Annotated in this window: 15 protein-coding genes; 4 read left to right on the top strand and 11 right to left on the bottom strand. The window is 54.7% G+C overall.

Features of this window, described 5'->3' with window-relative positions:
• Position 1: 1 nt before the first annotated feature.
• From OLTU_RS12950 to OLTU_RS12920, 7 genes are all read right to left on the bottom strand, one after another.
• Positions 2-952 (bottom strand): endonuclease/exonuclease/phosphatase family protein, encoded by a 951-nt coding sequence (locus OLTU_RS12950; protein WP_218110009.1) that lies wholly within the window; start codon positions 950-952, stop codon positions 2-4.
• A 550-nt stretch (positions 953-1,502) separates the two neighbouring features.
• Positions 1,503-2,486 carry a C-type lectin-like domain-containing protein gene (locus OLTU_RS12945; protein ID WP_141733182.1) on the bottom strand — a complete coding sequence of 328 codons (984 nt, stop codon included), beginning with the start codon at positions 2,484-2,486 and terminating at the stop codon, positions 1,503-1,505.
• Positions 2,487-2,655: 169 nt separating this feature from the next.
• Positions 2,656-3,957 carry a hypothetical protein gene (locus OLTU_RS12940; RefSeq protein WP_141733181.1) on the bottom strand — a complete coding sequence of 434 codons (1,302 nt, stop codon included), beginning with the start codon at positions 3,955-3,957 and terminating at the stop codon, positions 2,656-2,658.
• 226 nt (positions 3,958-4,183) lie between these two features.
• Entirely contained in the window at positions 4,184-8,038 is a 3,855-nt protein-coding gene (locus tag OLTU_RS12935; protein ID WP_176736572.1) for an alpha-mannosidase, read from the bottom strand.
• 116 nt (positions 8,039-8,154) lie between these two features.
• Positions 8,155-10,671 (bottom strand): phosphoenolpyruvate--protein phosphotransferase, encoded by a 2,517-nt coding sequence (gene ptsP, locus OLTU_RS12930; protein ID WP_218110008.1) that lies wholly within the window; start codon positions 10,669-10,671, stop codon positions 8,155-8,157.
• Between the two features lie 5 nt (positions 10,672-10,676).
• Complete coding sequence (locus tag OLTU_RS12925; protein ID WP_141733178.1) at positions 10,677-10,976, bottom strand: PTS fructose transporter subunit IIB; 300 nt, start codon at positions 10,974-10,976, stop codon at positions 10,677-10,679.
• Positions 10,973-12,022, bottom strand: coding sequence for a PTS fructose transporter subunit IIC (locus tag OLTU_RS12920; protein ID WP_141733177.1), 1,050 nt, complete (start codon positions 12,020-12,022; stop codon positions 10,973-10,975). Before OLTU_RS12920 ends, OLTU_RS12925 begins: the two co-directional genes overlap by 4 nt.
• Positions 12,023-12,138: 116 nt before the next feature.
• Between OLTU_RS12920 and OLTU_RS12915 the strand changes: the two genes are divergently transcribed.
• The 3 genes from OLTU_RS12915 (at position 12,139) to OLTU_RS12905 (ending at position 17,577) form a co-directional block, all read left to right on the top strand.
• Positions 12,139-13,062 carry a helix-turn-helix transcriptional regulator gene (locus OLTU_RS12915; protein ID WP_141733176.1) on the top strand — a complete coding sequence of 308 codons (924 nt, stop codon included), beginning with the start codon at positions 12,139-12,141 and terminating at the stop codon, positions 13,060-13,062.
• A 180-nt stretch (positions 13,063-13,242) separates the two neighbouring features.
• Positions 13,243-15,981 (top strand): 7TM diverse intracellular signaling domain-containing protein, encoded by a 2,739-nt coding sequence (locus tag OLTU_RS12910; RefSeq protein WP_176736571.1) that lies wholly within the window; start codon positions 13,243-13,245, stop codon positions 15,979-15,981.
• 249 nt (positions 15,982-16,230) lie between these two features.
• On the top strand, positions 16,231-17,577 hold the full coding sequence (locus OLTU_RS12905) for a PQQ-dependent sugar dehydrogenase (RefSeq protein ID WP_141733174.1): 1,347 nt from the start codon (positions 16,231-16,233) through the stop codon (positions 17,575-17,577).
• 101 nt (positions 17,578-17,678) lie between these two features.
• On the opposite strand, the gene ggt is transcribed toward OLTU_RS12905, so the two are convergent.
• Genes ggt through OLTU_RS12890 form a run of 3 tightly spaced genes read right to left on the bottom strand, consistent with a single transcriptional unit; the run spans position 17,679 to position 21,226 of the window.
• Positions 17,679-19,340, bottom strand: a complete 1,662-nt coding sequence (gene ggt / locus OLTU_RS12900) for a gamma-glutamyltransferase (protein ID WP_141733173.1) — start codon at positions 19,338-19,340, stop codon at positions 17,679-17,681.
• A gap of 32 nt (positions 19,341-19,372) precedes the next feature.
• Entirely contained in the window at positions 19,373-19,582 is a 210-nt protein-coding gene (locus OLTU_RS12895) for a hypothetical protein (RefSeq protein WP_141733172.1), read from the bottom strand.
• Positions 19,583-19,594: 12 nt separating this feature from the next.
• Positions 19,595-21,226, bottom strand: a complete 1,632-nt coding sequence (locus OLTU_RS12890; protein WP_141733171.1) for an L-lactate permease — start codon at positions 21,224-21,226, stop codon at positions 19,595-19,597.
• Between the two features lie 404 nt (positions 21,227-21,630).
• Here OLTU_RS12890 and OLTU_RS12885 point away from each other — a divergent pair, with 404 nt between their 5' ends.
• Complete coding sequence (locus OLTU_RS12885; RefSeq protein WP_176736570.1) at positions 21,631-22,482, top strand: YsnF/AvaK domain-containing protein; 852 nt, start codon at positions 21,631-21,633, stop codon at positions 22,480-22,482.
• 66 nt (positions 22,483-22,548) lie between these two features.
• Here OLTU_RS12885 and OLTU_RS12880 read toward each other — a convergent pair whose 3' ends face one another.
• Positions 22,549-23,880 (bottom strand): tetratricopeptide repeat protein, encoded by a 1,332-nt coding sequence (locus tag OLTU_RS12880; RefSeq protein ID WP_141733169.1) that lies wholly within the window; start codon positions 23,878-23,880, stop codon positions 22,549-22,551.
• Positions 23,881-24,215 lie beyond the last annotated feature (335 nt).

The raw sequence follows: 24,215 nt of genomic DNA, 5'->3' as shown, positions 1-24,215 counted from the left end.
ATTACTTCCCATGCGCCAGGTCCATGGCTGGGAAGGACAACTCCGTCAGCCAACCAAAGTGATCGGAAAGATGCAGCGTTTCCACTTTTCCATCCACCGCGATCTCAAAAGTTTCCTCAATTGCCGTACCACTTCTCAAACCCTTGATGTCTGCGCCAGCGACGAGGATGAAGTCGATCCTGCTGCTCGGGGCATAGCCGCTGATATCCGTCCCACCTGAGACCTTCGTACTTCGTTTGATCTGTTCGTTACGCTCGTTGTCCCAGGTGAAGCATGACGGGGCGCAATGGGACTTTGCAAGGTCGAAGCTATCCATCATATGAAGGCTTTGAGTCAGTTCGTTGTATTCGGGAGTGAGCCTGGACGGATCGAACTGGCCGCTGCCGGCATCCCAGACATACGGATGTGTATTGATATCTCCTCCGAAGATTTTGTAAGGACTCGATCCAGCTTTGACCATACTTGATATCTGGCGTATCTGCCCGAGCATGGTCGCCTGCCGTGTGAAATCAAAGTCTTTTCGTTTCAGGTCGAAAGGCAAATAACTGGTCTGCGAGGTGAGAAGATCGATGCGACCGATCCGAGGGACGTTGACCGTAACTTTGAGAACACCTTTGTTGGCAAACCGGTCATTGCCGATAACCTCATCAAAGGATTTAAATTGCGGTTCATTGATGATACTGATGCCGTCTCTGACGAGGATAAGAAGACCGTTACCAAGGAAGTACGGAGGCCACCAGGAACGCGATTCCATGTCCGCCGCGAGATAGCCGCGTTTCCGCATGGCTTTCACCAGGGATTTTCTATCGCCCTTGCTCCATACCTCCTGCACGAAGATGATGTCCGCTGCCGTCCTGGACAACGCATCAGGAAGGTGATTCAGACGCGCTTTAAGGCTTGCGTTGGAGTTGTCGTCGGCCCCAAGAAGAAAGGCATTGTAAGTCAAAACCACGAGATTCGCTCTGGAACTGACCTTTGCAGAGTCATCTCCACGAGCAGGAGCGACCACGACGGATATAAGCAGGACAATCAAGAATTGAAGGGAACGCAACACAAAAAGGTCCTCGCATTGATTCGCCGAAGGTCCCTCTTCGAGTCGATGTCTGTCGTTGATGCCACTGTGAATGATAGGTTCATTACAAGAACCATGCCAGGAAATTGGCTTATGATTTTACTTGATGGATTGACAAGGCTTTAGACATCGTATGGCACGTTAGAAAGGGTGTGCGCGGGCAGGGGATGAGGCAGATCCGATCGAGTGAATTCAAAGATCTGGGAACTCTCCTGGCTGGCAAAATTCAGGTCCACGAAGCTTTGAGAAGCACTTTGTGCTTCAACCTTATAGAGAGTCCTGACGATGGCTGTGCACCACATGCCTGAGGAACACTTGATTCGCTATCAATTCAGGTTCGAACCGGCATCCTGAATCCTGCCATTCCTTCCTCGTGTCTCACCATCCAGCCCCTTATGCCTTGCCTTTGGCATGAGGGATGGGTGGACTGTTAACGGAACTTCCCCCGGAATGAACCCTCGATCGCACTATCGCTCAGATTAATCCAGAGCTTGATATCCAAGCGGTCCACCAACGCCATGACCTCATTCACCTCCCCGTCATTCAAAGGGACGCTGAAAGCATAGCCCTGGCTGCATGCCGTGGCACCGTTGGCGAAAGCCCCGGTATTGGCACTGGCCGCCCACTTCGGAGCATTGGCGCCGGCACTGATATTGCGACAGAGGAAATTGAAGTTCGCCGTACAAGCGATATCGTTCATGCGACCCAGAGGGCCGCTGGTGAGACCCGAAAAGTTCTGATGATTGATCTTGCCATTGAGTGGCACAAACTCCACACAGTCTTCTTCCGGGTTGAGGCCGTTGGGTTCACCTCCCAGCCAGTAGACCAGTGATGGGGCAAGACTGATCGAGCCACCGACAGTGGTCGTGAGTGTGGCGGAAAGGAAGCCAGGGACACTTAAAACCACCTGCACTTGGGATAAGGGCATGGTTGCTAAATTTTCCTGCACAACCCATTTCAAAGCCAGAAGATCCTGGTTAATGATGCCAAGCGGACTGCGATTGCCCTGGGCATCAATCTTGTAAAACGCGGCACTGGCTATCGGCACCGTCACCTCGAGCAACGGCGCCACTTCACAATCCATGCGATAGCTCTCACTTCCCTGCTTTTGACCATCCTGATAAAGACAGGTGAGGTAGGCTCCACCGATGGGCACAGGTTCCATCGCGGTCTTGTTATCGATGTCATCATCATCTTCTTCCACCGCAGGAGCTGGCTCAGACTGTTCCGCGACCACGCCCGGAGCCTCTATACCTTCTGAACTGACCGTAGTGGGCTGAGACACGATATCTTTTCCGTCATAAGGCTTCTCGCCACTTAACCCAACACCCTCGCCTACTTTATGACTGGAATTGCAGGAGCCCGCCAGGGCCAGAGTCAAACCAATAATTACGGTTATTCGCTGCTTGGGCATGCAATCCTCTCGTTTTGTCTATTTCTCTAAATGACTTATCGGAAGAGGCCTGCAGCCGCTGCTAGTTTTCCATATTTTTATCGTAAAAACAATGGCTTATCATCTTTGATTTGGGTGCAGGCGGAGAATGATCTTACGCTCTCCACCTGGTTCGGGTGCTCATCATTCATTACGGCGTCGTGATTTTACCCTGAAGATACTGACAAATGGCACCGTTGCCTCCAGCGGTCACCGGTGCGAATACATTCTGGATATTATACCAGTTGGGGTATTCCATCTCGCTGCGCAAGGCTTGAAAACGCGCATCGCCGGCCAATCGTAGTTTGCCCACAAGCTGCGTGGCAAGCGGCAGTGTCGACGCAAAAGCCTGCTGGAGGAAAGCATCATTGGCCGCCAGGGCCGCCAGGCTCTGGAGAGTTATCTGATCATCGAGAGTCACGCCGCCACCATACCAGAATCCACGTGGTGTACCAGGCCCTGTCGTGGCTGTCGAGCCAGGCTCCTCAAGATTCAACTCCTTACCCGGGTCAATGCCAAGCAAACGGTAGAGTTTGTATTTGGCATCCAGTCCAGTGTCATTGCCGTAGCGAGCGCTGAAGGCGGAATCGGAGCTCAGCCTTTGACTATATAATTCGGCGACGCGCTGATCGATAGCCTGTCCTGCTGGGGCACCCCTGCAGGTCATGAAGTCGCCATAGGCAAGGAGAGCCCACTTGAGAGATTCATAGGCCGGATGTGATTGAAGCCGAATAAAAGCGCCATAGGACACGGTATTCTGCAGCGAGTTCTGAAAATTGGTGTTGGGAAAGTTATAAGCGCGCTCGTTAACGGCCGTAAAGCTGGAGCCATCAGCTGCGGCTTTGATCTTCAAGGAGCTGTAACGAGGACTGGGCAGTCCCTGTTCGACAAAGGCCTTGAAATTCTGCTGGTCCTCGCTCGCGATCTGGTTGATATGATCGAGATAAACGCCTGGCCATTTGGGGTATGACCCCCAGATGGGCCGTGCCGGCTTCCCGTGACAGCCTTCGCACTTCGTGGCATCAAGGTCGAGCTTCGGTCCACCTTCTGCAAAGGTCAGAGTCCCATATTCATAGAGACCCGTGGCTTCATTGAATGAAGCGAACTCGACGGTTTTGGCCTGTTCGTCTCCTGGTACGCCTAACATAAAGCGTGCATCCCAACCATAAAGGATCTGCCGCGGCCTTGTACCGGTCGCCATCTGCTGGGAGCGGCTGGCATGGACCAGCACGAAATTCCCAAGATAACCGGCCGGCAAAGACGCAAGCAGGCGATCAATGCCGCCCTCGGGCTGCTTCTGAGCCAGAGCCAGGAGTGCATCAGGATCCAGGGTGCCAGCGACGGTAGGGATTCGCTTGGAAGGCGTGGAACCGCCTCCTGCCTTGTCACCAGGCTGGCTCCTGGTGCCCCCTGTTTCGGTAGGGCCATCGGTCCCTTGATTTGGGTTGGTCATTGACGGATCAGTGTTGGGCCGCTTGTCAGTTGCTTCCTGCGGCTTCGGGCTTTTGGACGAACAGGAAGGGGCCATGGCCGTTGCAAACGTGCAGAACGACAGAATTCGGATGAAGTTTTTCACAGCAGAGAGTTCCATTCATGGGTGCCAGGACCTCAACACAGTGCTGAGGCCTGGCCGCCTATGCAGATTCCTTGCCGCTTCCAGCCAACCCCTTTCGCTGAACTCAGTTTGCGATGGCATCCACGTCGAACTCGGTAAAGAACGTACCCTGTCCCACATTCGCCGCGACCCACATCAGATAGCGGTAGGATCCTAGAGAGCCTTCGGAACCGGCAACCGATGAACCGTGAATCCCTCCATCACCCAGAGGACTGCTGTTGACTTCCGCGATCAGACTCCATTCCGCAGGTGTCACTTTCGAAAAGTCCGGGCGCTCCTTCGTCGAACCAAAGAGGGCAAAACGTTGGGGGGCACGATCGGATCGGTGATAGGAATAGGTATTGATGCGGGCAATCGCGACCGGCTTTTTCAGATCCAGGATCATGCGTCCCTGGACCCCATCGTACCAAACACAGCGGTCGGTATCATCGCTCGAACGCGCAAAATCCCCATCATGCAGCCGCGGAAGGAGCTGGCCCTGGGCTCCGGACTTTTCATGAGGGCGAGGCCCTGCATACTGCACGGTGACTCCATTGCCACTGCGTGCATCGGCAAAGTCATTGTTCCTTGGCGGGCCCATTTTCAGCTGATCAAATGATTCCTTCCTATCCACGCTGGCCTGAGCCAACGGAGGCCCAAAAAGCGGTTGATAGGAATACGGCTGCAGGACATTGCGCCCTTTGAATTCATCATAGAGAGGTTGAGCGGCCCGGGTCGCATCATTGGGATTTTTGGCCAAGGTTACAGCGAAAATCTTGATCTTCGGATTGTCAGGAAGGGTGAACTCCCTGGTGTCCCGGGGCAGCTTGAAGCCATACTTGAACAGATAACTGAAGATCCAACTGTCATCCCGGCCATCTGCCAGATGCCTGTGCGTCGCAAACCAGGCGATAGGATCCTTTTTGATAAAACCAGGCTGGATATCCTTGACGCGCGCCTGATCAATCCATGTTCGTCGGTCGAAGGTTCCCAGAAAACCAAACCACTTTTGAATGGATTGAATCACCGGCCGGCCCTGAAGCCGGAATGTTGCGGATGTTTCCTCATCGGCAGCAGCCAGCACATAAAGTCGATCATAATCTCCCGGAGGCAGTTGAATCGTCTGTCCCCTTGCTGTCACAGCATTGGCCTGTCCCGAACCGGTGGGTCCGAGTTGGAACAGGATATCCTCGCTGACGAGTGTCTTCGGGAAAAGCTCCGCAGGATAGCTGGCTCCTGCGTCCGACATGGACCCATCGGTTTTTTGGTCGGCAGGGCTGGCCACATCCTGATCGAACACCAGCGGAACAGGCATCGACTGCGGCAGGGTCTCTGATGAAGAAGGATCGGACAGCCTCACAGCAAAGCTGCGTGGGCTGAACCTGCCGATGCGGAGCTGGAGGCTATGGCCGGAGTATGATACTTCCCCGATCTTTTGCTCCTGCCCATTGACCTCGTAGGCCTCGACAATGGAAGCTGGAAAGGTCAGCTCCACACCATCATGATCGAGCCCGGCGAGCTCCTGCAATCTCACGATGAAAATATTCCCGGAGTCCTCGGCTCGTTTGATTGCTCGAATCGCGACCTGAGCTGTATTGAGCGACGCGAAAGAAAAGGCCTTGCCGAGCGCACCATCATGCTTCCCGGTTTCGAAGGCCAGGAGAGGCTGATTGAGGGCAGCACCTTGCCACATCGATTGTCCCTCTCGCCAATCGCCAGCATGTCCGTAGAGGGCATAGGTGAATTCATGATGTCCCCAATCCTGGGTCGCATTCCAGGGGTGTCCCCCCAGTTCTGTGTTGGGAGTATAGAGCAGAGTCAGACGGAGCGTGTTATCAGAAGGCTTGTCCGAACCATACTTGCTATCTTCGAGGATGGACACTCCATAACTGCCATCCGTATCCGTGAGATCGAACCATTGATGCGAGGGGACCTCATACTTTTTAGGATCGTTGCTCCCGCGCTGAATGGTTCCCAAACCCATGTTATAGGTGGCCTTGGCCTGACTCACGGTGAGCGGAAAGGACGCCTTCAAGGATGAATTGCGGGTCAACCAGTCAATGGAAGATTCAATTTCAACCCGCCGCGAACCACGAACGAGTTGAATGCGCTGGCTGAAGATCGAGTTCTGAGCTCGCCGCTTGATTTCAAGAGAGACGCGGACAGGGCCTTTCTCCACGATCCTCACCTCAGCAGGTCCATCGACATAGGCATAAGGTGGCTTCTGTCGGTCTTTCCAATCCATATTCCAGGCCGGGTAGGCGCTCGGCTTTTCATAAAGGAATTCGAGTCGAGCCGGGCTGGCCAGCATTTCCCTTTGATGGGCCTTGTCAAAGACGCTCGCGATATCCCCCGCCTCGTTCAGCTGAATTCGATATTCATCGCTTTCGAGGAACTTTTCCGTGATGCGCAGGCCTGATTCCGGGTCGGAAAAGGCCTTGGTCGCGGGCCGAACATCATAAACCGCGGCACCGACCGCGGGGACTTCTGCCAGGAACACGAACTCGATCAGACCTGGAGTCCGATTCAGGATCTGTGAGGGTACCTCGCGTCCATCCCGGTCGAACACCCGAATGGCCGCTGGGGCTTTCTCCTGAGCGGGATCATAGTTAAAACGCGCTTTGACAGGATCATGGCGGGCTATGGAGAGGGGATTATACACCACGAGGGCTCTACCGTCCGCACTGGTGTCGAGACTTCGGGATATCGCTCCGATCGCATTCCCAAGAACGGACGCGAAACCGTTCAGGGCGACAACTTCATTGTTGTAGGCATAATCATAGGCCTGAGGAATGCTGGTCCCGGTCACCATATCATGCATTTGACTGGAAAGGACCTTGTTCCAGGATCGATTGATCTTCTCCAGTGGATATTGAGCAGAACCCAACCACGCGGCTGTTACGGAGGCTTTCTCCGCGCTGTCGGCCAGAAGCTCGTTTTTACGATTCCATCGCTTCATATAGGCCTTGGACGTTAAGGTTCCCGCGGAGTGTTCGGTGAGGAGCAGATCTCCCTTGTAGCGCGGGAGGCGGCTTTGCTGCTGGGGGGTAATGTCCTTGAAGATCTGATCCGCTGAGTTCGCGACAATCCGCAGCGGTCCATCCTGTCCCATACTCTGAATCAGGTGAAGGATATCACTCTCGCGCGGGGCGCCTCCTTGATCTCCGACACCGTAGTAGTGATAGTCGGCAAAGACTCCGTACTTCTGTCCATTTTCCTCGACCCTTTGCAGCCACGAGGGACTTTTATTCAAGTCCTCATGGATTCCCCCAACATACTCTCCGGGGTTCAGAGCCGCGACGATGGAGCGGCCGTCAGGACCTTCCCACATGCCCAGATTGAAGGGAATCCCGACCGCGGATCCCCAGGTCAACTTTTGCGTCGAAAACCCTCGAAGCCCGGCATGAGCCAGGACCGAGGGCAAAGATGCCGGAAAACCAAAGCTATCGGGGAGCATGTAGTCGACGCTCTCGGTGCCGAATTCCTTTTTGTAGAACTGATTGCTATAGAGAATATGGCGAAATATGGATTCTGATGAAGGGAGATTGACATCGTTTTCATCGACATTCGAACCGACGACAAACCACCGCCCCTGTTTCACATAGTCTTTCAAGCGTTCGTAAGCGCCAGGATAGTATTCCTTGAACATCTGATACCGGGCTGCCCCGGTGAAGTTGAAGCGATAGTCGGGATACTTCTCAAAACGCTGGAAATTCTGCTCCAACGTATTGCGCAGATATTCATCGATCGTATCCTTATAAGTCCATTGCCACTGCGTATCAAGATGAGCATAGCCAACGACATAGAGCACCTTCTCCTTCGATAGATCCAAAGTTCGCTCCTGGAGCTCCGGAATCATGCCGACAGCCGTTCCTTGGAAACCGAGACCCAGAAGCACAAGCGAAAGACTCATCCAGGCTTTATGCCGATGTGCCTTCATGAAAACACTCCCTAGTTTGAGGCCAGTGATCTGGCTTGAACAAAAGTTTCGGACGAATATTGTCGCCCGACTATAGGGGTGTTCCGTCATCAGAAACAATAGCAGCAGAATACCATTTATTGGACTCCTGATTCATGGGCCAGCAGATCCTGACAGAGAAGCGCATGGATCGCCTGAGGACTATTCTCCGTCCGAAGCGCATGACGGAACTCCTCACGCATCACTTTCCTCGCAAGGTTGGAGATAACCTTCATATGCTGCTGGGTCGCGCCTTCCTTCATGGCAATGAGGACAATACAGTCGACTGTCCCGGCGCTCGATTCACCCCAGGCAATCGGCGCCTTCAGACGCAGGAAGGCTATGGAATTGGCGGTCACCTGTCGCGACTTGCAATGAGGAACAGCGAATCCGTAGCCAAGCTGAGTCGCATAAACATCCTCGCGAAGCCAGATATCCTCCTCAAGGGCAATGGAATCCCGGGTTCTGCCGTTCCGATCGAGGCGATGGACAAGCTCGCGGATGGCCTCCTCGCGATTCTCACAGTCGGCTCCCAGGATAACCAGGTCCACGTCCGTAAGATCACGCGCCTGATCCTCCCAAAAGCATTCCAGAACAGTTTTGACATCATGCGCTGTTCCTTGTGCGAGAAGCCGGTCGACGAGTTGCACGCACGACGCTGGATCCTGGCGCTCCACCGCCATCCTGATGTCTGGAATTTTCTGACTGGATAGACTGATTTCGTCGACGCCGAGACCGAGCAGAATCGGAACCTTATCGACCTGCTGGCCCATCTCACCGCAGAGACTCACCCGCACACCCCGCGCATGGGCATCCTGGACGACCTTGCGAAGGAGCCTCAAAAACGAAGGATGGAGATCATCATAGAGGTAGGCGAGCTTTTCACTTTGACGATCGCAGGCGAGGAAGTATTGCAGGAGATCATTGGTCCCGAGACTGATGAAATCACAGTTCACGCAGACCTTATCCAGAGCGAAGGCGATGGACGGTATCTCAACCATAAGGCCCACGCGTATGCTTCGATCAAAAGCGATTCCCTCCTGATCGAGTTCCTGCATGATGGATTCCAGCCTGGCCCGGAAACTCAACCATTCCTCCAGACAGCTGATCATGGGAACCATGATACGCACATGGAACTGGGCGGAGACTCGCAGTATGGCACGGATCTGGTGACGAATCAGAGTGGAATACTCATCATAGAGCCTTACGGCTCGGTATCCCAGGAAGGGGTTCGCCTCGGGCGGAATCTTCAGATAGGAAAGTTCCTTGTCGCCTCCGACGTCCAGCGTTCGGATCGTGACAGGTTCCGGATGAAAACTGGCCGCGACAGCCGCATAGTCACGGTACTGCTCCTCCTCGTCGGGAGCCTGATCCCGGTTCAAAAACAGCAACTCCGTGCGGAGCAGTCCCACACCTTGCGCACCCTGGATGCGGGCGGCAGGCGCTTCATCGCGAAAACCAATATTGGCCCGTATCATAACCGGGACCTGTGGATGGGTCCGCGCAGTGCTGCAGAGTTCCTGCGTCTGCTGGCTCCGAATCAAGGATGCTTCGCGCCTCATGTAGCGTTGAATGACAGGACTGAGGCTGTGGAAGATCGCCCCCCACCGTCCTTCGATGATGATCTCCTCACCTTCCCTGATACCGCCTGAAGCCAGGTCTGCCACGACCAGTGGAATACCCAGCGAGCGGGCCATCACCACAACATGGGATGTGGGTCCACACTCCTGCAGGCAAAGACCCTGCAATGGCGCACTACGGAGCCAGAGAAGTTCACTGGGATTCAGGCTTTCCGCCAGGCAAATGAAAGGCCCTTCGGGAAGCGGTCGTTTCGAGGCGATCGTCCTGCCCAAAAGATTTTCCAGCACCTGCTCCGCGATATCATGAATATCGATCCACCGTTCCCTGAGATAGGCCGTTGTCGATTGCTGCAAAAGTTCCTTGTACTGATCGCGGATCCTCATCACGGCCTGACTTGCGGTGTATCCGCTCGCAATGGCATCGCGCAGGTGAACAAGCCAGTCCCGGTCTTCCAGAAGGGAAAGATGGGTTTTCATGATGGAGAAAATTTCTGCGTTCTCCTGCAACTCAAGATGGGCAAGCAGCTTGCCTTTAACACACTCCATCGCCTTGTCGAGGCGCTCCTTCTCATTCCGTGTGCTGGTGAAGACCTCCTGGGAAGCCAGATCATCGAAGGATGGTGTCCTGAGAAAAAAAGCTCTGCCGATCGCCACGCCTTCGGCCAGAGGTCGAGCCGCTATGAAGTCGGGTTTCAGATTCCTGAGAGAGCGAGGCAGGCGCAGCGAACTGCCCTGAGGTTCGGTCTCAACAAGAGGTTCTTCCCGGGCAGCCAGGTCCTCCTGGACGAGTTTCGTCAACGCATCGAGAGCCTCCTGGCTGTCTGCGCCCGATGTTTCCAGAAGGCACTCGTCGAGCCAGCGAAAATCAGCAGACAGAATGGAGAGGACGCTTTTCGCATCTGCCCTGCGCCCGTTCCTGCCATTGCTCAGGTGAATGTCTGCAGAAAAGAGACTGGCTGTGCTTCTGATGGCCTCAGCAGGCCGCGCGTGCAAACCCTGCTGCAAAGAAATGGCAAAGCGGTACTGGCAACTCATAGGAGTCATAAGCAGAGGCTCGTGAATATCCCCTCAGGATTTTTCAGAGCGTCCTGGACGGAGACTTTGACCTTGCGGATCGCCTCGAATCGCTCCGGGGCTTCAATGGCAATATCGCTGGCCAGGATTGCCAGGTCGGCACTCTCGATATCCTTGACGGTGATAGGATTTTCGATACCCATGGCTCCCTGGGTCTCGACTTTGATGTGGTGCCCTAGCTTTTTCCCTATTTTTTCGAGCTGCTCGGCGGCCATGTAAGTATGGGCGATTCCAGTCGGGCAGGCCGTGACGGCAACGATATTCATGCATGTTCCCCTTTCTGCAGAAACGAATGTCTTTTGAATAAATTGATCAGGAGTGCCGTCGCACAGGATCCGATCGCAATAGCCACAACATAAAACAGTTTATTGTCGACCACAGGAAGAACGATTGGACCGCCATGGGGCGCATGATCGCCGACTCCGCCCAGCATGGCGACGACAGCACCGATCATCGAGCCGATCATGATACAGGGTATGACGCGAAGCGGATCCGCGGCTGCAAAAGGAATGGCCCCTTCGGTAATGCCGATCATGCCCATCGCGAGACTTGCCATGCCGGCCTCTCGCTGCTCCTGCGTCCACAGCTTTTTAGCCAAAAGGGTGGCGAGACCCAGTCCGAGCGGAGGGATGCAGATCGCGGTGGCAATGGCTCCCATGATCGCATAGTTGCCCTCCTTGATCATGGCGGCTCCGAAAAAGAACGCTGTCTTGTTAATAGGTCCCCCCATATCAAAGGCGATCATGGATCCTAAAATCATAGCCAGGACAACAGCATGCCCTTGGTCCATGGTTCTCAGCCAGGAACTGACCTCCGCCATGAGCCCCGCGATGGGAACGCCGATGACCTTGAGCATGAGGACACCCACCAGCAGGGAGGACAGGATGGGTATGACAATAATCGGCATGATGGGTTTGAACGCCGGAGGTATCTTGAGTGTTTTGATACGGTTGACGACGAAGCCAGCGCAGAGACCGGCAACGATAGCTCCCAGAAAACCGGCACCGATGTCATTGGCCAAATACCCTCCCACAAATCCAGGAGCCAGGCCCGGCTTCTGAGCGATCGACCAGGCTATGTGAGCGGCGAGGACGGGCAAAAAAACCGCAAAGGCGGCCGTACCAATCGTCATGATCATCTGCAGGAGAGGCGAGGAACTAAAGTCAGGACCTTTCGGTCCCATGGGAGCCAGCGCGATCGCAGTGGCAATCAGGATTCCTCCGCACGCGATGATAGGCACGGCAAATGATACTCCTGTGAGGAGGTGCTGCTTCAGCTGCAAGAGATTTTCCTTGATCCGGGCCTTCTGCATCGGCTCCTCCTCCTTAGTGAAATTGGACTAATGAACCCGTGTGACATGACGATCAACCCGCGTAGACCTGAGTTATCCAGGTATAGGTGATTCTTGCGCTTGAAAAAATAGGAGACATGTACCATTTATTGGACCATCGTAACCCCTGTCAGGATAAGGGCGCATTTCCCATGATGGAGAGCCATATCGTGCATGATTCACTGCAGACCTTCCTGGATGAGCATCACATCCAGGGCCTCCGTGTCGCCAAAAATTCGATTCCGCCCCCTCCCCTCGCCTATATCGTCAGGTTCCCCCGTCTGGCGATCACATTAGCAGGCACTCATAAGATGGAGCTGGAGGTCGCAGGCGCCCCGCAAATGGTCACGTCCTATCCAGGTGATGTGGTCTTCATTCCGGCCAACTGTTGGAACAGGCCGGACTGGCAAGCGAATGGAAAGGTTTTGAATATCCTGTTCGGCAGAAAGCAGATAGGACTCAGCCTGGTTCAGCAGAGCATACCACTGGACACTCCGGAAACGGTGGTGAAGTCCGCTATTCCCGGATCTCTCGACCATGCCTCGCACAAGATCCTGGAGGCTCTGCATGACTTCGGGCAGCAGGCTACGGCCGACGCCATCTGCCGGTCGCTCGTCCAGGCTCTGCTGCATGCCTGCATGCGTTCCATGAATGATTTGCCGAAGGCCCAACAGAACAAATCGAAGGTCACGTTTGAGTCGATCTGCGCTTATGTGCACGAGAACTTCTCCAAGCCTATCTCCCGCGAGCAGGTTGCGGACGCATTTGGACTTAGTCCGAATCATGTGTCGCGCCTCTTCCGAAAGGAAGGCTACATGACGTTCAGCGATTATCTGACTTTTGTTCGGATCGATCGCGCAAAATACATGCTGCGTTCCTACCTCGCGATGAATTTGGATGAGATCGCGGCGTGCTGCGGTTATCAGGATACGAGCTATTTCTGCCGGATCTTCAAGAAGATCACACGCAAGACGCCCAGCTCCTATCGTTTCATGGGGGATGAACAAGCACCATGCAACTAATGCCCAGCTTGCCGCCACTATATGTCAGTGGCACCCGCAATTCAACGCAGCCTCGAAAGGCCAAAAAAATCCATGGCTAGGATCAGGCTCGCATTTGCTCTCCTTTTAATGTTCCGACTTTCATCGGCGCATGGAATGCCATCTGGGGCTCCCCAGGTTTTGGATCTATCCGACTGGGATATGGGAAGACAACCCACCCTAAACATCACCGGACCCTGGGATTTCTACTGGCAACAGCTCCTGGAGCCCCAAGACTTCGCAGCAGGGACGCTGCCAGAAGCTCAGCAGTTACCCATCCCAACATCCTGGGCCAGCCAGAAGCTGGGTAATAATACGATTGGCCCCAACGGATTTGCCACGTATAGGCGTGTTGTTAAAATTCCAAATACCGATCGCGCCCTGGCCCTGCGGATTTTGGAGATCACCAGTGCTTATCGGCTCTGGATCAATGGCAAGGTCGTGGCCGAAGCCGGCCTGGTTGGAACGGAGAAGGACGCTTCGCAGCCTTCAAGGAAAACCAGGATCATTTATCTGCCCGCCCATGCCGATGAACTGGACCTCATCCTGCAGATATCGAATTATCACCACCGCAAGGGGGGTGCTCACTATGCGATTCAAATCGGAACAGCAGAGGCGATCAACGACGGTCTGCATCTGAATCTTTCCATTGATGCGATTATCGTCGGCGGCCTTCTGCTGATGGCGGTCTATCACTTCGCGCTCTTTTTTATCCAGAAGAAAAACTATTCCGCACTCTCGCTCTCCGCCATATGCCTGTTTATCGGCATGCGCACCATCGTGCAGGGCAAGGGACAGTTAGTGGATATCTTTTTTCCGCAGGCCTCGTTTTTTTGGACGTATCGCATCGAGTACCTGGGCTGGTATGCGAACATCGCCGTGATAGGCGGGTTTGTGCAACTCGTTTTTCCTAAGGACAGAAAACCCTGGATGTTCTGGCTCACATGGGTACCCAGCGGCCTTCTGGTGCTGCTGGTGCTGGTCACGGACCCTTCGGTTTTCACCCGCAGCTTTTTAGCTGGAGCCGCCCAAACCGCCCTTGCCTGTTTTATCAGTCTTTGCGTTCTCTCCCGAGCGGTTTATTACCGAAGAGAGGGCGCCCTGCTTTATCTCGTCGGTCTTGGCATATTCTTCGCCAGCGTCTTCTATGATCTCTTCATGACACTCGGCTATCTGATCATCACGCCGAGCTATCTAAAAGCCAGCATCAACTATACCCCTTTTGGGCTCTATATCTTCCTGCTCATGAAATCCATCCTTCTCGAACGGAATTTCACCAGCGCCTACTACCGCGTGCAGAATGCCGAACGTGAAGTATCCGAGCTCAATATCAAGCTGCAGCATCATTTGACCAATGTGGAAGCCATCGTTGAACAGAAGACGCGTGAGATCAAGTCGATACTCAAGAATATCAAGCAAGGCATCTTCCGCTGCGTATTCGATTCCAACAGCAATGCCTGCGTCGCCGAAGGTTACTCCCCCTACCTGGAAGAAATCCTCGGCACGAGGAACCTGGCTCTGCAACCCATCAAACGCGCTTTGTTTCATTCCAGTCAGTTGAGCAGCGACCAGGTGGATCAAATTGAAAACGGCATCAGGGCCTGCCTGGGCGAAGACATTCTGATGTTCGAAATCAACTCCCACCTCCTTCCAAGGGAATCGACTCTTTCCCGCAGCCAGGGCGTCCAGATCCTGGAAATTGACTGGCACCCCATCGAAGACGAGCAACACACAGTCAGCGAAATCCTGGTCACCCTGCGTGACGTCACGGCCATGCGCCAACTGCAAAGGGAAAGCGAGAGCAAGAAAACCGAGTTGAAATTCCTCCTCGAAATCATTGCTGTCCCCAGGATGCACTATTTTGCATTCATGCGAACCAACCAGACCTTGATTCACGAATCCCTCAGTCTCCTGGCATCCGATCAAACCAGGGGATCCCTGCGTCGTATCATGATCAATCTCCATACGGTCAAGGGTGCCGCACGATCCATCGGTTTCCAAAGTACCTCGTCTCTCATCCATGAAGTCGAGCAGAAATTTGCTGATGTGATGAACAGGGTGGAGATCAGCCCGGAGGAATTGCAGAAAGCCCTTCACTCCGTCGTTGATCATCTGGCAACCATCCATGAGCTCGGCAGGAAGGTTTTTGAGGATAGGAAGGAGTCTAACGAGGGCAGCACCCGCTATGCGATGCTGGAACAGTGCCTATGGGAGCTCCACAAACTCTTCTTCGCGGACCGGGTTCCACCCCTGGAGCTTTTCAAGGGCATCCAGGTCCGCATGCAACGCTGCCTCTTTGATCTGGCTGGCCACTTCCTTGGCCATGTTTTTGACGACAGCATTTCAAACCTGGCCGAACAACTGAACAAACCTATGCCTCGGGTTCGCATCCACGATCCCGGCATCGCTCTTATGTCTCCCGCTCGCGATCTTTTGCAGAAAGTCTTTATTCACCTGGTTCGCAATTCTCTCGATCATGGCATCGAAAGCCCCGAGGAACGCCTGGCAAAGGGCAAGACTGCGGAAGGGAATATTTCCGTCGATCTGATTCAGCAGGCGGACGCGCTCTTGATCCGCTATCGTGATGATGGACGTGGTTTGAACTTGAAGAAATTGCGTGAGATGGGGACGCAGGGCTCGCTCCTTTCCAAGGATCAACTCACGAACCCTTCAGAGATCGCGGCTCTGATCTTCCGTTCGGGCCTTTCCACCAAGGATCAGGTCGACGAGATATCGGGGCGCGGCATAGGCATGGATGCGGTCAAAATCCTGTTAGAGGAAAACTGCTGCCGCATTGAAATCAAACTCCTCGACAGCTCCGAAATGTGCCCGTTTGAAATCCAGATCAGTCTGCCCCATGAACTTTTCCTGCCAATGGCACCCCAACTTGAAGCCGCATGAAGGCGTTCAGCTGAAATCCTGGAGCGCATATTTTCCCTCAAAGCCTGCCGAAGTTCGGAGTTGGTCGATGGTGCATGACCAACCCGCGATTTCAAATCTTGCGGAAAAACATAAAAAAACAATCTTCTGTTTCTACCAGGACGCGGTAAGTTCTAATAACAGTCGAGCTTGCATAAGCCGAATTTAGACTTTGCTCGCAGTGAAAGTGTCTGCACGGAATCATTCAATCGTAAAAAGCTGGAGGTCTGCATGCAAACCCCAAGATTTTCAACATGGATCATCTGCGTCCCGCTAGCTCTCTCTCTGTCTTCAGCATACGTATGGGCGGTAGGGCCACGAGCTGAAAACCCGATTTATGCCGACTGGACGACCGATGCTCCAGGTGTTGAGCACCACATTAAGCCTTCCGACCTGCCCGTTCCGGCAACGTTCACGGCTCCCGAAGGATCGGTGGGCAGCAGCGCTGCCGTTATTAAGCCGCCGCAGGGTGCTTTGCCCAAAGTTCCGGATGGTTTTACGGTGGAGGTTTTCGCCAGCGGATTCAATCAGCCACGTACGATGAGGGTCGCGCCGAACGGCGACGTTTTCCTCTCGGAGAGCGGTGCGGGACGGGTGCTTGTCTTCCCTGCAAAAGCGAAGGGCGTGCCGCAGACTCCTGAGGTCTTCGCGGAGAATCTGGATCGTCCTTACGGGATTGTTTTCTATCCTCCCAACAACCCCAGGTTTGTGTATGTCGCGGCGGCGAACCAGGTTGTTCGCTACCCGTATCGCAGTGGTCCTGCTCAAGAGGGGCTCGCCGAAGTCATCATCGACAATATTCCAACGGAGCGACACTGGACGCGCGATCTGGCGATTTCTCGTGACGGGAATCGCCTGTTCCTCGCTGTCGGCTCAGCGTCGAATCTGGGGGGAGACATGATGAATATACAGCCCGCGAACATCGAGCAGTATGAAAAAACTCATGGCCTTGGCGCGGCCTGGGGCGAAGAGGAGAACCGTGCCGTGGTGCGCGTCTTCGATCCGGAGGGAAAGGAAATTCGCAACTATGCCACGGGATTGCGCAACTGCTCGGGCCTTGCGATGCAGCCCGAGACAGACAATCTGTGGTGTGTGGTGAACGAACGCGACCACCTGGGCCCATACCTGGTTCCCGATTTCATGACACGACTGCGGGACGGTGACTTCTATGGCTGGCCCTGGTATTACATCGGCAGCAATGAAGATCCAGCGTTGGCAGGAAAGCGCCCCGATCTGAAAGGTCAGGTGCAGGTGCCCGATGTTTTGATTCAGGCGCATTCATCGGCTCTGAGTGCGGCTTTCTACGATCAGAACGCTTTCCCCGCCGAGTATCACGGTGATGCCTTCGTCGCGCTGCATGGCTCGCATAGCCGCCCCCAGAGGACGGGATACAAAGTGATCCGCGTTCGCATGAAGGATGGCATCCCTACCGGTGGATATGAAGACTTCATGACTGGATTCGTGGTGGACAACGATACGGTCTGGGGTCGACCCGCTGGGGTTGCCGTTACAAGCGACGGCGCCCTGCTGGTGAGCGACGATGCGAACGGCACAATTTTCAGGGTGTCGCGTAAATAAAGTTGGGTTGAGACTCAGGGGAAATATTATTCCCAATCAGGCGTCCATGGTGAAACCGGGATGCCTGGTATTGATTTGGACTGGTTGAAGGATCAATCCTGCTAGTAACCCATCGCGGCCCCATCTCCACGAGGATCGGCGCCTCCTTCGAACAGCCGGCTTTTGCGGTCTATGCGAATCGCCTGGGCATGCCCCAGCGTGCCGTCCCACGGGCCGGCCATCTTCACCGGCTGTCCTCGCAGTCGCAGCTCACGCACCGTCTCAGCATTGATGCCTGGCTCGAGCCAAAGATCGTGCGACTCCATGCCCCAGGTGCGACCCATGAGCCAGCGTGGTGCTTCAATCGCTTGCTGCACATCGTATCCGAAGTCGATCAAGCGAGTTAGCAGAGCCGCCTGCGTTTGCGGTTGACCTTCGCCACCCATGGTTCCGAAAGCCAGAACCGGCTCTCCGTCCCGGAGCATCATCGCAGGGATGATGGTGTGAAAGGTGCGTTTGCCTGGCTCGAGCCGGTTGGGATGCTTGTCGTCCAGTGAGAAGAAGCTCCCACGGTTCTGCATGACGATCCCGGTGTCACCGGCTATCACGGCCGAACCGAAATCGTGGTAGATGGACTGGATGTTGGAGACAACTAGCCCGCTTGCATCACAGGCGCATGAATACACCGTGTCGCCGCCGGGGCTGCGCCTGTCGGACCTCGCGCCGTACGGCACTCCCGCTTTGATTTGATCGCTAACCAGCGCTCGCTTCGCGTTGATCAGTTTGCGACGAGCGCTCGCGTAGTCCTTGGAAAGCAGCTGATCGAGAGGGATTTGGACGAATTCGGGATCCGTCAGCCACTCATCGCGGTCAGCGAACGCAACTTTCACCGCCTCCACCATATGATGATAGTAGTCGGCGGTTCCGTCGCCCCAGGTTGAGACGTCGAACCCTTCAAGCAGATTCAAAATTTGCAATGCGGAAAAGCCTTGCGTGCTCGGTGGCATTTGAAACACTTCATATCCGCGATACGTGGTCGAAATCGGCTTGACCCATTGCGCCTTATAACTGGTGAAGTCTTCAGGGCTCAGCGGCGAGCCCGCGGGAGCCAGCGCTGCACAGATGCTTTTCGCGATGGGCCCCTCATAATAGGCTGCGCGAGCACCCGATTCCGCCAACTGCTCAAACGTGTGAGCCAGCCTGGTCTGAACCAGTCCGGAACCTTCCCGCTGCACTTTGGTTTCGGGCAGAAAGATACGAGCCGTGTCCGGAAATTGTTGAAGAATCGACTCATCCGCGGCGAGCCAATCGGCGAGCGAACGGGTAATAGCGATTCCATTACGTGCATACTCAATAGCATCTGCAAAGAGAGACGCCCATTGAAGCTTGCCATGGCGCTCATGAGCGGCGCGCCATCCGTCGACGGCGCCTGGAGTTGTCAGAGCGGCCAGTGGACCGCGGGCCGGAATCTGATCCGTGCAGCCGTGCTTCCGGAAGTAGTCGCGCGTGGCCTTGCGGCCTGCGGGTCCGCTGGCGTCAAGCGCCTGAACACCACCGGTGTCAGGTCCTGCAATCAGCCAGAAGCCATCTCCGCCGAGACCGGTCATGTGGGGATAAACAACACACAGCGTTGCGTTTGCGGCTATCATGGCATCGACCGCGCTACCACCGCGGCGCAATGCGTCCAGACCGGATGCTGAGGCGAGGTAATGCGGCGTGCTCACCATGCCGCGCGAGGCAATAACAGGAGGCCTCCCTGTGCGGGGACCGTTGGGGTGAATCATGACTGAACTCCTTCTTGCATCAGTTTCATACTCTAGTCATCGGGTGCGGCTGACGGCTCAGGAGAGCACACCAGTCGTGCTATGGGTGGAATGAGGCCGCCGACGCCGAGCGCGGCGAGTCCTATCCATAGGAGAAAGCGAGGGCCGCTGGTTGTTCCGATGCTGATAAGCGGGAGCGCAATCAAAAACAAGATGAACGACACGCTCAGATACGCAAGCCGACTCTTAAGCAAAGCTACCATGATCGACTCCTTTCACTCCACGAGCAGCACCAGCAGGACCGTTGCCATACCAGTGAGAAGAAACGCGACCAACGTCCACGGAAGGGTCTTTCGCATAATGGCGCCCTCCTGTCCGCTGATGTCGGCAGTACTGGCGCCCATTACCAGGTTGGCTGGCGCGATGGCATTGCCAATCGCTCCGCCGGCGCTCTGCGCGGCGAGAATGGTGGCTTCGGGCAAGCCCTTGAGCCGTGCCACAGCCACCTGCAGTTCCGAGAACAACACATTGGACGACGTGCTGCTCGATGTCGTGAATGCGCCAATGATACCGATTCCGTTCGACAGGAACGCGAAAGCCTGAGCAGGAGCAAGCGCCGAAATTCCGAGCGCCAGTGTTTGGATTTGCCCAGAGTGACCCATCAGCGCGGCCATTATCAGAAAGGCCAGAATCGGAACAGATGCGGGAACCGCGCTCTCGAACAGGCCTCGCCAAAGGCTCGATTGCTTTTCACCTGTTGTTTTAGACCAAGCCTCGTAGTAACCCCGCGCCCGATAAATGGTCCAAGTCACAAGGGCAGTGATAAAGAGGCTGGTGCCGGGATGTGTGAGCGGAGCGAATTCGGAATATCGCATGGCAGCCGCATTCGTGACGCCATAGCCGGTCGTCACTTCCGGAAAAGGCAAGCCGAGGGTGAAGCTGCCGAGCGCCTTGTTCAGAGGATCGATCATGACGGTACATAAGGACAATATCGTTAAGAGGATATATGGAAGAAAGGACATGCCCTGACCCATTGGTGGCACCTTTTCGGTATGATATTCAGAACGGCTTGCCCGCATTGCCGGACTATCGACGATATCAGTGACCGGCTCCGCATAGCGCGGCCAGAGCGACAGCGGGTACAGAGCGAGCATCGCTGCTGTAGCAGGAATGAAGGCAGCCAGCACAGGATCGATGAACACGACAATGACTTGTCCCAAGCCGTGGATAGTGGCGATGATCAGGACCAGCGGCCAAGCGTGGCGAATTGCGGGCCAGCGTCCATACATCCAGACGACGGCAAATCCGCTCAGGATGGTCTGAATGATGATCAGCAGTGCCGACTGGAAGGCCGTGGCAGTGACCTCGGCATCGCTCAGATCGACAACTTGCAAAGTGGCGAGCCAGCCGACGCCAAGCGTTCCAAAAAACTTCCCCCAGATGTGCGCGATGATCGGGATCGCCACGGCGTAGACCGGCCTTACACCGAACGCGACCAGCAACGGCGCGACGATGGCAATCGGTGTACCAAATCCGTCAATGCCCTGAAGGAACGAAGCGAAAACCCAACCGAGAGCGACGATAACAAAGAGCTCGTTGCGACTCATGCGGGTGATCCCTTGTCGCAACGCATCGTAGCCGCCTGCCTTATTCATGATGTGATAGAGAAGCAGGGCAGGCCAAATGACCAAGAGGATAGACAAAGCATCCCACACGCCCTTGGCGCCTGAGACAGCGAGCGTCTCCAGCGGTGTCTGGAAAATAAATAAGGCAATGGCTGCGGCAACGAAAATACTTGCCGCGCCTGCTTGTTGCGCGGTCCATCGCAACTGCACCAGCAGGAAGGCCAGGACCAGGATAGGTAGAAGCGCCATTGACCAATGTAGAAAATCGACAGGAACCTGCATGCTTTTGCTCCCATGTCCGACCGCTCACTGCCGTGGTTCAAACCGATTTTCCCGTCTTGCAACAACAATCTTGCGCATGCAGCCGCCAGGTGACATCACTTCATAATCTCAAATATCGTGATAGCAAGGAGTGGAATACTTCTCTTCCGCTTTCTCTTCAAGCTCGCATCATTCCCAAGGGATAAACTCCCAGGACTGCACTCTGCTTCTCATCCCGCCTTGTCCTTGCTGTCGATTCCATTGGCCCTCTGCCGCACCATCGGATTCGGCAGAGCTTGGCATATGCCGGCAACTGTTCTTGTAGCGCGTCTGAGCTTTGAAACCAGAGAGCAGGTAAAAGCTGTGGCTTCGGTATTGCATGATGAACCCCGGTAGGGGTGACCATGAGAGTAGGAGATAAGGACATGCAAAATGACACGAGAACAATCGTCGGAGCATTCAGCTCTTATTCCAACGCACAGAGTGCAGCGGATCAGCTTCGCCATGCGGGATATTCCAAAGTAAAGCTGGTGGAAAACTCCGCGGCAGATCGTCATTCAGACAACACCGGCCCCAACTATCCTGGAAAACTTGCCACGCCCAACAGGGAGCATGAGAAATCAGGTATCGCCGGATTTTTTGCGCGTCTTTTTAATTTTAACGAACGCCCAACCTGGAAGCCGAGCTCAGAATCGGAAGCATACTTTCAGGAGGCTTACCGGAGAAACCAACACCTGTTGATTGTCGAGGACTGTCATGACATCCGCCGTTGCCATGAGATCATCCAAAGCATGGGAGGGACGGTTGAAGAGAGGGCAAGCCAAATATACGAACGCGAACTTCAGCGCGTCATGCAACTCCGTGACGAGGTTTTGGATGTTCGCAAGGATCATGTGCAAACCGGGGACGTTCAGGTGCGCAAGGAGATCATCACAGAGACCAGAAGTATTGAAGTGCCGGTCACTCGAGAGGAAATCGTTGTGGAACGGTATCCTTTGGAAGGCACCTCAACATCCGGAAATAATACGAACGCCCATGTAACGAGGCAAATCCGAATCCCCATCAGTGAAGAACAAGTCCATGTCGAGAAAAAGGTTGTGCCTCGGGAAGAAGTTCGAGTTTACAAGGATAAGATCACCGAGAATCAAACAGTTTCTGAAGACCTTCGTCATGAAGAAGCCCGCCTGGAAACCGAAGGCAAGGTCAGGATCAGGGATATCGGTGTGAAAGACAGGCCCAAGGCATCAGATCATGACCACCAGGCGGGTGTCCCATAGTGGTTGGGATGCTGGCGCGATGACCTTTAAAACCCGCTCTGGAATCCTTGCGCAACACGTCCCTCTTCAATGGGACAATGTTTGCGCATGCAAGCGCCAGCCTAAAGCGCTGCCTGGGCGTGATACATTGCGCTCAGCCAGGTAATGTCGGGCGACCGCTTTGTCCCCAAGCCGCAGAGCCGCCTGGATCAGAGTCAGAGTCAGAACATCACGCTGGGCATGGCTGCCTCCAAATTGGAAAGCCCGGTCCCGGACAGCCATTAGTCCTTCCATCGCTTCTCTCCAGCGCTGCTCGCCAAAAGCAAGGAAGGCTTTCGCCAAGGGCATTCCAACCTGGTGAATCATGCGGCCATTTGTTGTCGTCACCGATCGGGACGTCCAGGCTTCAAAGTCATCCAAAACCCGCGCAATCCCCTGCTTTTGATCAGCCAGGATAAATGCCATGAGAGCATGGATATCATTGAAGGCTAAAAAATCACGTTCTTCGTCAAGCTTTTGGTGCCAGGCGGCGGCCACCCTCTCGGCGCGATCCCCCACGTCAAGTCCAAGCAAATGCAGACGCCAGAGCAGCGAAGTTGCATCCAGCAAGGTCAGGGAAAGGTCGGTTGGCTGAGGCAGGATCCTTTCATCGAAGAGTTGAAGGACCCGGGCAAAGTCACCCCGATCCAGATAAAGAAGAGCGAGATGCCACCAGTTGTGAAAGGCAAAGCCATTGTCTGGCGCCCAGTCGCGTTCACGGGACTCCAGCCAGGCGATCCCCTCTTCGACCTGCCCTCGCATTTCGTAGACATGAATGCCCGCATGCACGGACCAGGCATCCCTGGGTTCGATCTCCAGGGCGCGCTTCGCGCAAAGTTCCGCATCGCGATATTGATTGCACTCTTCGAGGCCAAATGCATACATGCCCAGAATAAAGGAATAGCCCGGGACGCTTGGACTCCAATTGGGCAGAACTCTCATGACTCGATTGCGAAGGTTCAGGGCATCGCCCTGATAGAAGTCAAAGAGATGAGCTGTCTGAATGGCAAAGGCATCGCGTGGAAAATGTACCAGAACCTTATCCAGAGTCGATGAGGCTTGATACCAGTCACCGTCCACCAGTTGTCTCATGGCGCGTATGAGGAGCTGCTCTCTTGGGTTGGCTTTGTCGAAGAGTTCTTCGGCTCTATTAACGCTTTCCTGTGCGAATTTTGCGAAGCGCTGCTCGCTGAAGGTCATCAGAACCCCAGCCTTGAAGATGTGGCCTAGAATAAAGTCTGGTTGAGCCTGCAAGGCCTGCTGGATGGTCGCAACGGCATCGCCGAAATAAGATTGGTATTGAGTCAAGGCCGTCTCGTACAGATCCAGCGCAGCTTGATTGCTGCAACTCACAGGTGTGCCACGAATATCGTTGCTCATGGCTCTTCCTCCTGTTTTTGTGGACGTAATAAAGATCGGTGAGCTGATGATGCAGAAGCGGTCCTGACGTGTAAATTGGTAAGAGTATCCAGAACCCTGCTTTGCAAGTTGCCGGATGGGCCTTAGACGAAAAGAGAGCCTTGAAGGCTCTCCCAAGTCGCATCACTCCGCATGCAAGTCTTCAAATGGAAGGATTAGACCCGGCTCAGGGAGTCTGACTGTCTCTGGCTCCTGCCAGACATCCACTTCCTGTATAGCCAGCGTCCCACTGCGATCGCTGCAAGACCTTTGACACCGTTTCTTACACCTCTGCGTCCTGCAAATGTGGAAGCTGA

Origin of the sequence: Oligoflexus tunisiensis, from assembly GCF_001748245.1 — a bacterium.
Classification (GTDB): domain Bacteria; phylum Bdellovibrionota_B; class Oligoflexia; order Oligoflexales; family Oligoflexaceae; genus Oligoflexus; species Oligoflexus tunisiensis.
The sequence above is the reverse complement of the archived record's forward strand: the minus strand, read 5'-3'. Positions and strand labels throughout refer to the sequence as shown.

Bases quoted from the DNA above. Each gene is read 5' to 3' on its own strand.
- OLTU_RS12945 (WP_141733182.1), bottom strand. From the start codon at position 2,486: ATGCCCAAGCAGCGAATAACCGTAATTATTGGTTTGACTCTGGCCCTG.
- OLTU_RS12940 (WP_141733181.1), bottom strand. From the start codon at position 3,957: ATGACCAACCCAAATCAAGGGACCGATGGCCCTACCGAAACAGGGGGC.
- OLTU_RS12935 (WP_176736572.1), bottom strand. From the start codon at position 8,038: ATGAAGGCACATCGGCATAAAGCCTGGATGAGTCTTTCGCTTGTGCTT.
- ptsP (WP_218110008.1), bottom strand. From the start codon at position 10,671: ATGAGTTGCCAGTACCGCTTTGCCATTTCTTTGCAGCAGGGTTTGCAC.
- OLTU_RS12925 (WP_141733178.1), bottom strand. From the start codon at position 10,976: ATGAATATCGTTGCCGTCACGGCCTGCCCGACTGGAATCGCCCATACT.
- OLTU_RS12920 (WP_141733177.1), bottom strand. From the start codon at position 12,022: ATGCAGAAGGCCCGGATCAAGGAAAATCTCTTGCAGCTGAAGCAGCAC.
- OLTU_RS12915 (WP_141733176.1), top strand. From the start codon at position 12,139: ATGTACCATTTATTGGACCATCGTAACCCCTGTCAGGATAAGGGCGCA.
- OLTU_RS12910 (WP_176736571.1), top strand. From the start codon at position 13,243: ATGGGAAGACAACCCACCCTAAACATCACCGGACCCTGGGATTTCTAC.
- OLTU_RS12905 (WP_141733174.1), top strand. From the start codon at position 16,231: ATGCAAACCCCAAGATTTTCAACATGGATCATCTGCGTCCCGCTAGCT.
- ggt (WP_141733173.1), bottom strand. From the start codon at position 19,340: ATGATTCACCCCAACGGTCCCCGCACAGGGAGGCCTCCTGTTATTGCC.
- OLTU_RS12895 (WP_141733172.1), bottom strand. From the start codon at position 19,582: ATGGTAGCTTTGCTTAAGAGTCGGCTTGCGTATCTGAGCGTGTCGTTC.
- OLTU_RS12890 (WP_141733171.1), bottom strand. From the start codon at position 21,226: ATGCAGGTTCCTGTCGATTTTCTACATTGGTCAATGGCGCTTCTACCT.
- OLTU_RS12885 (WP_176736570.1), top strand. From the start codon at position 21,631: ATGCAAAATGACACGAGAACAATCGTCGGAGCATTCAGCTCTTATTCC.
- OLTU_RS12880 (WP_141733169.1), bottom strand. From the start codon at position 23,880: ATGAGCAACGATATTCGTGGCACACCTGTGAGTTGCAGCAATCAAGCT.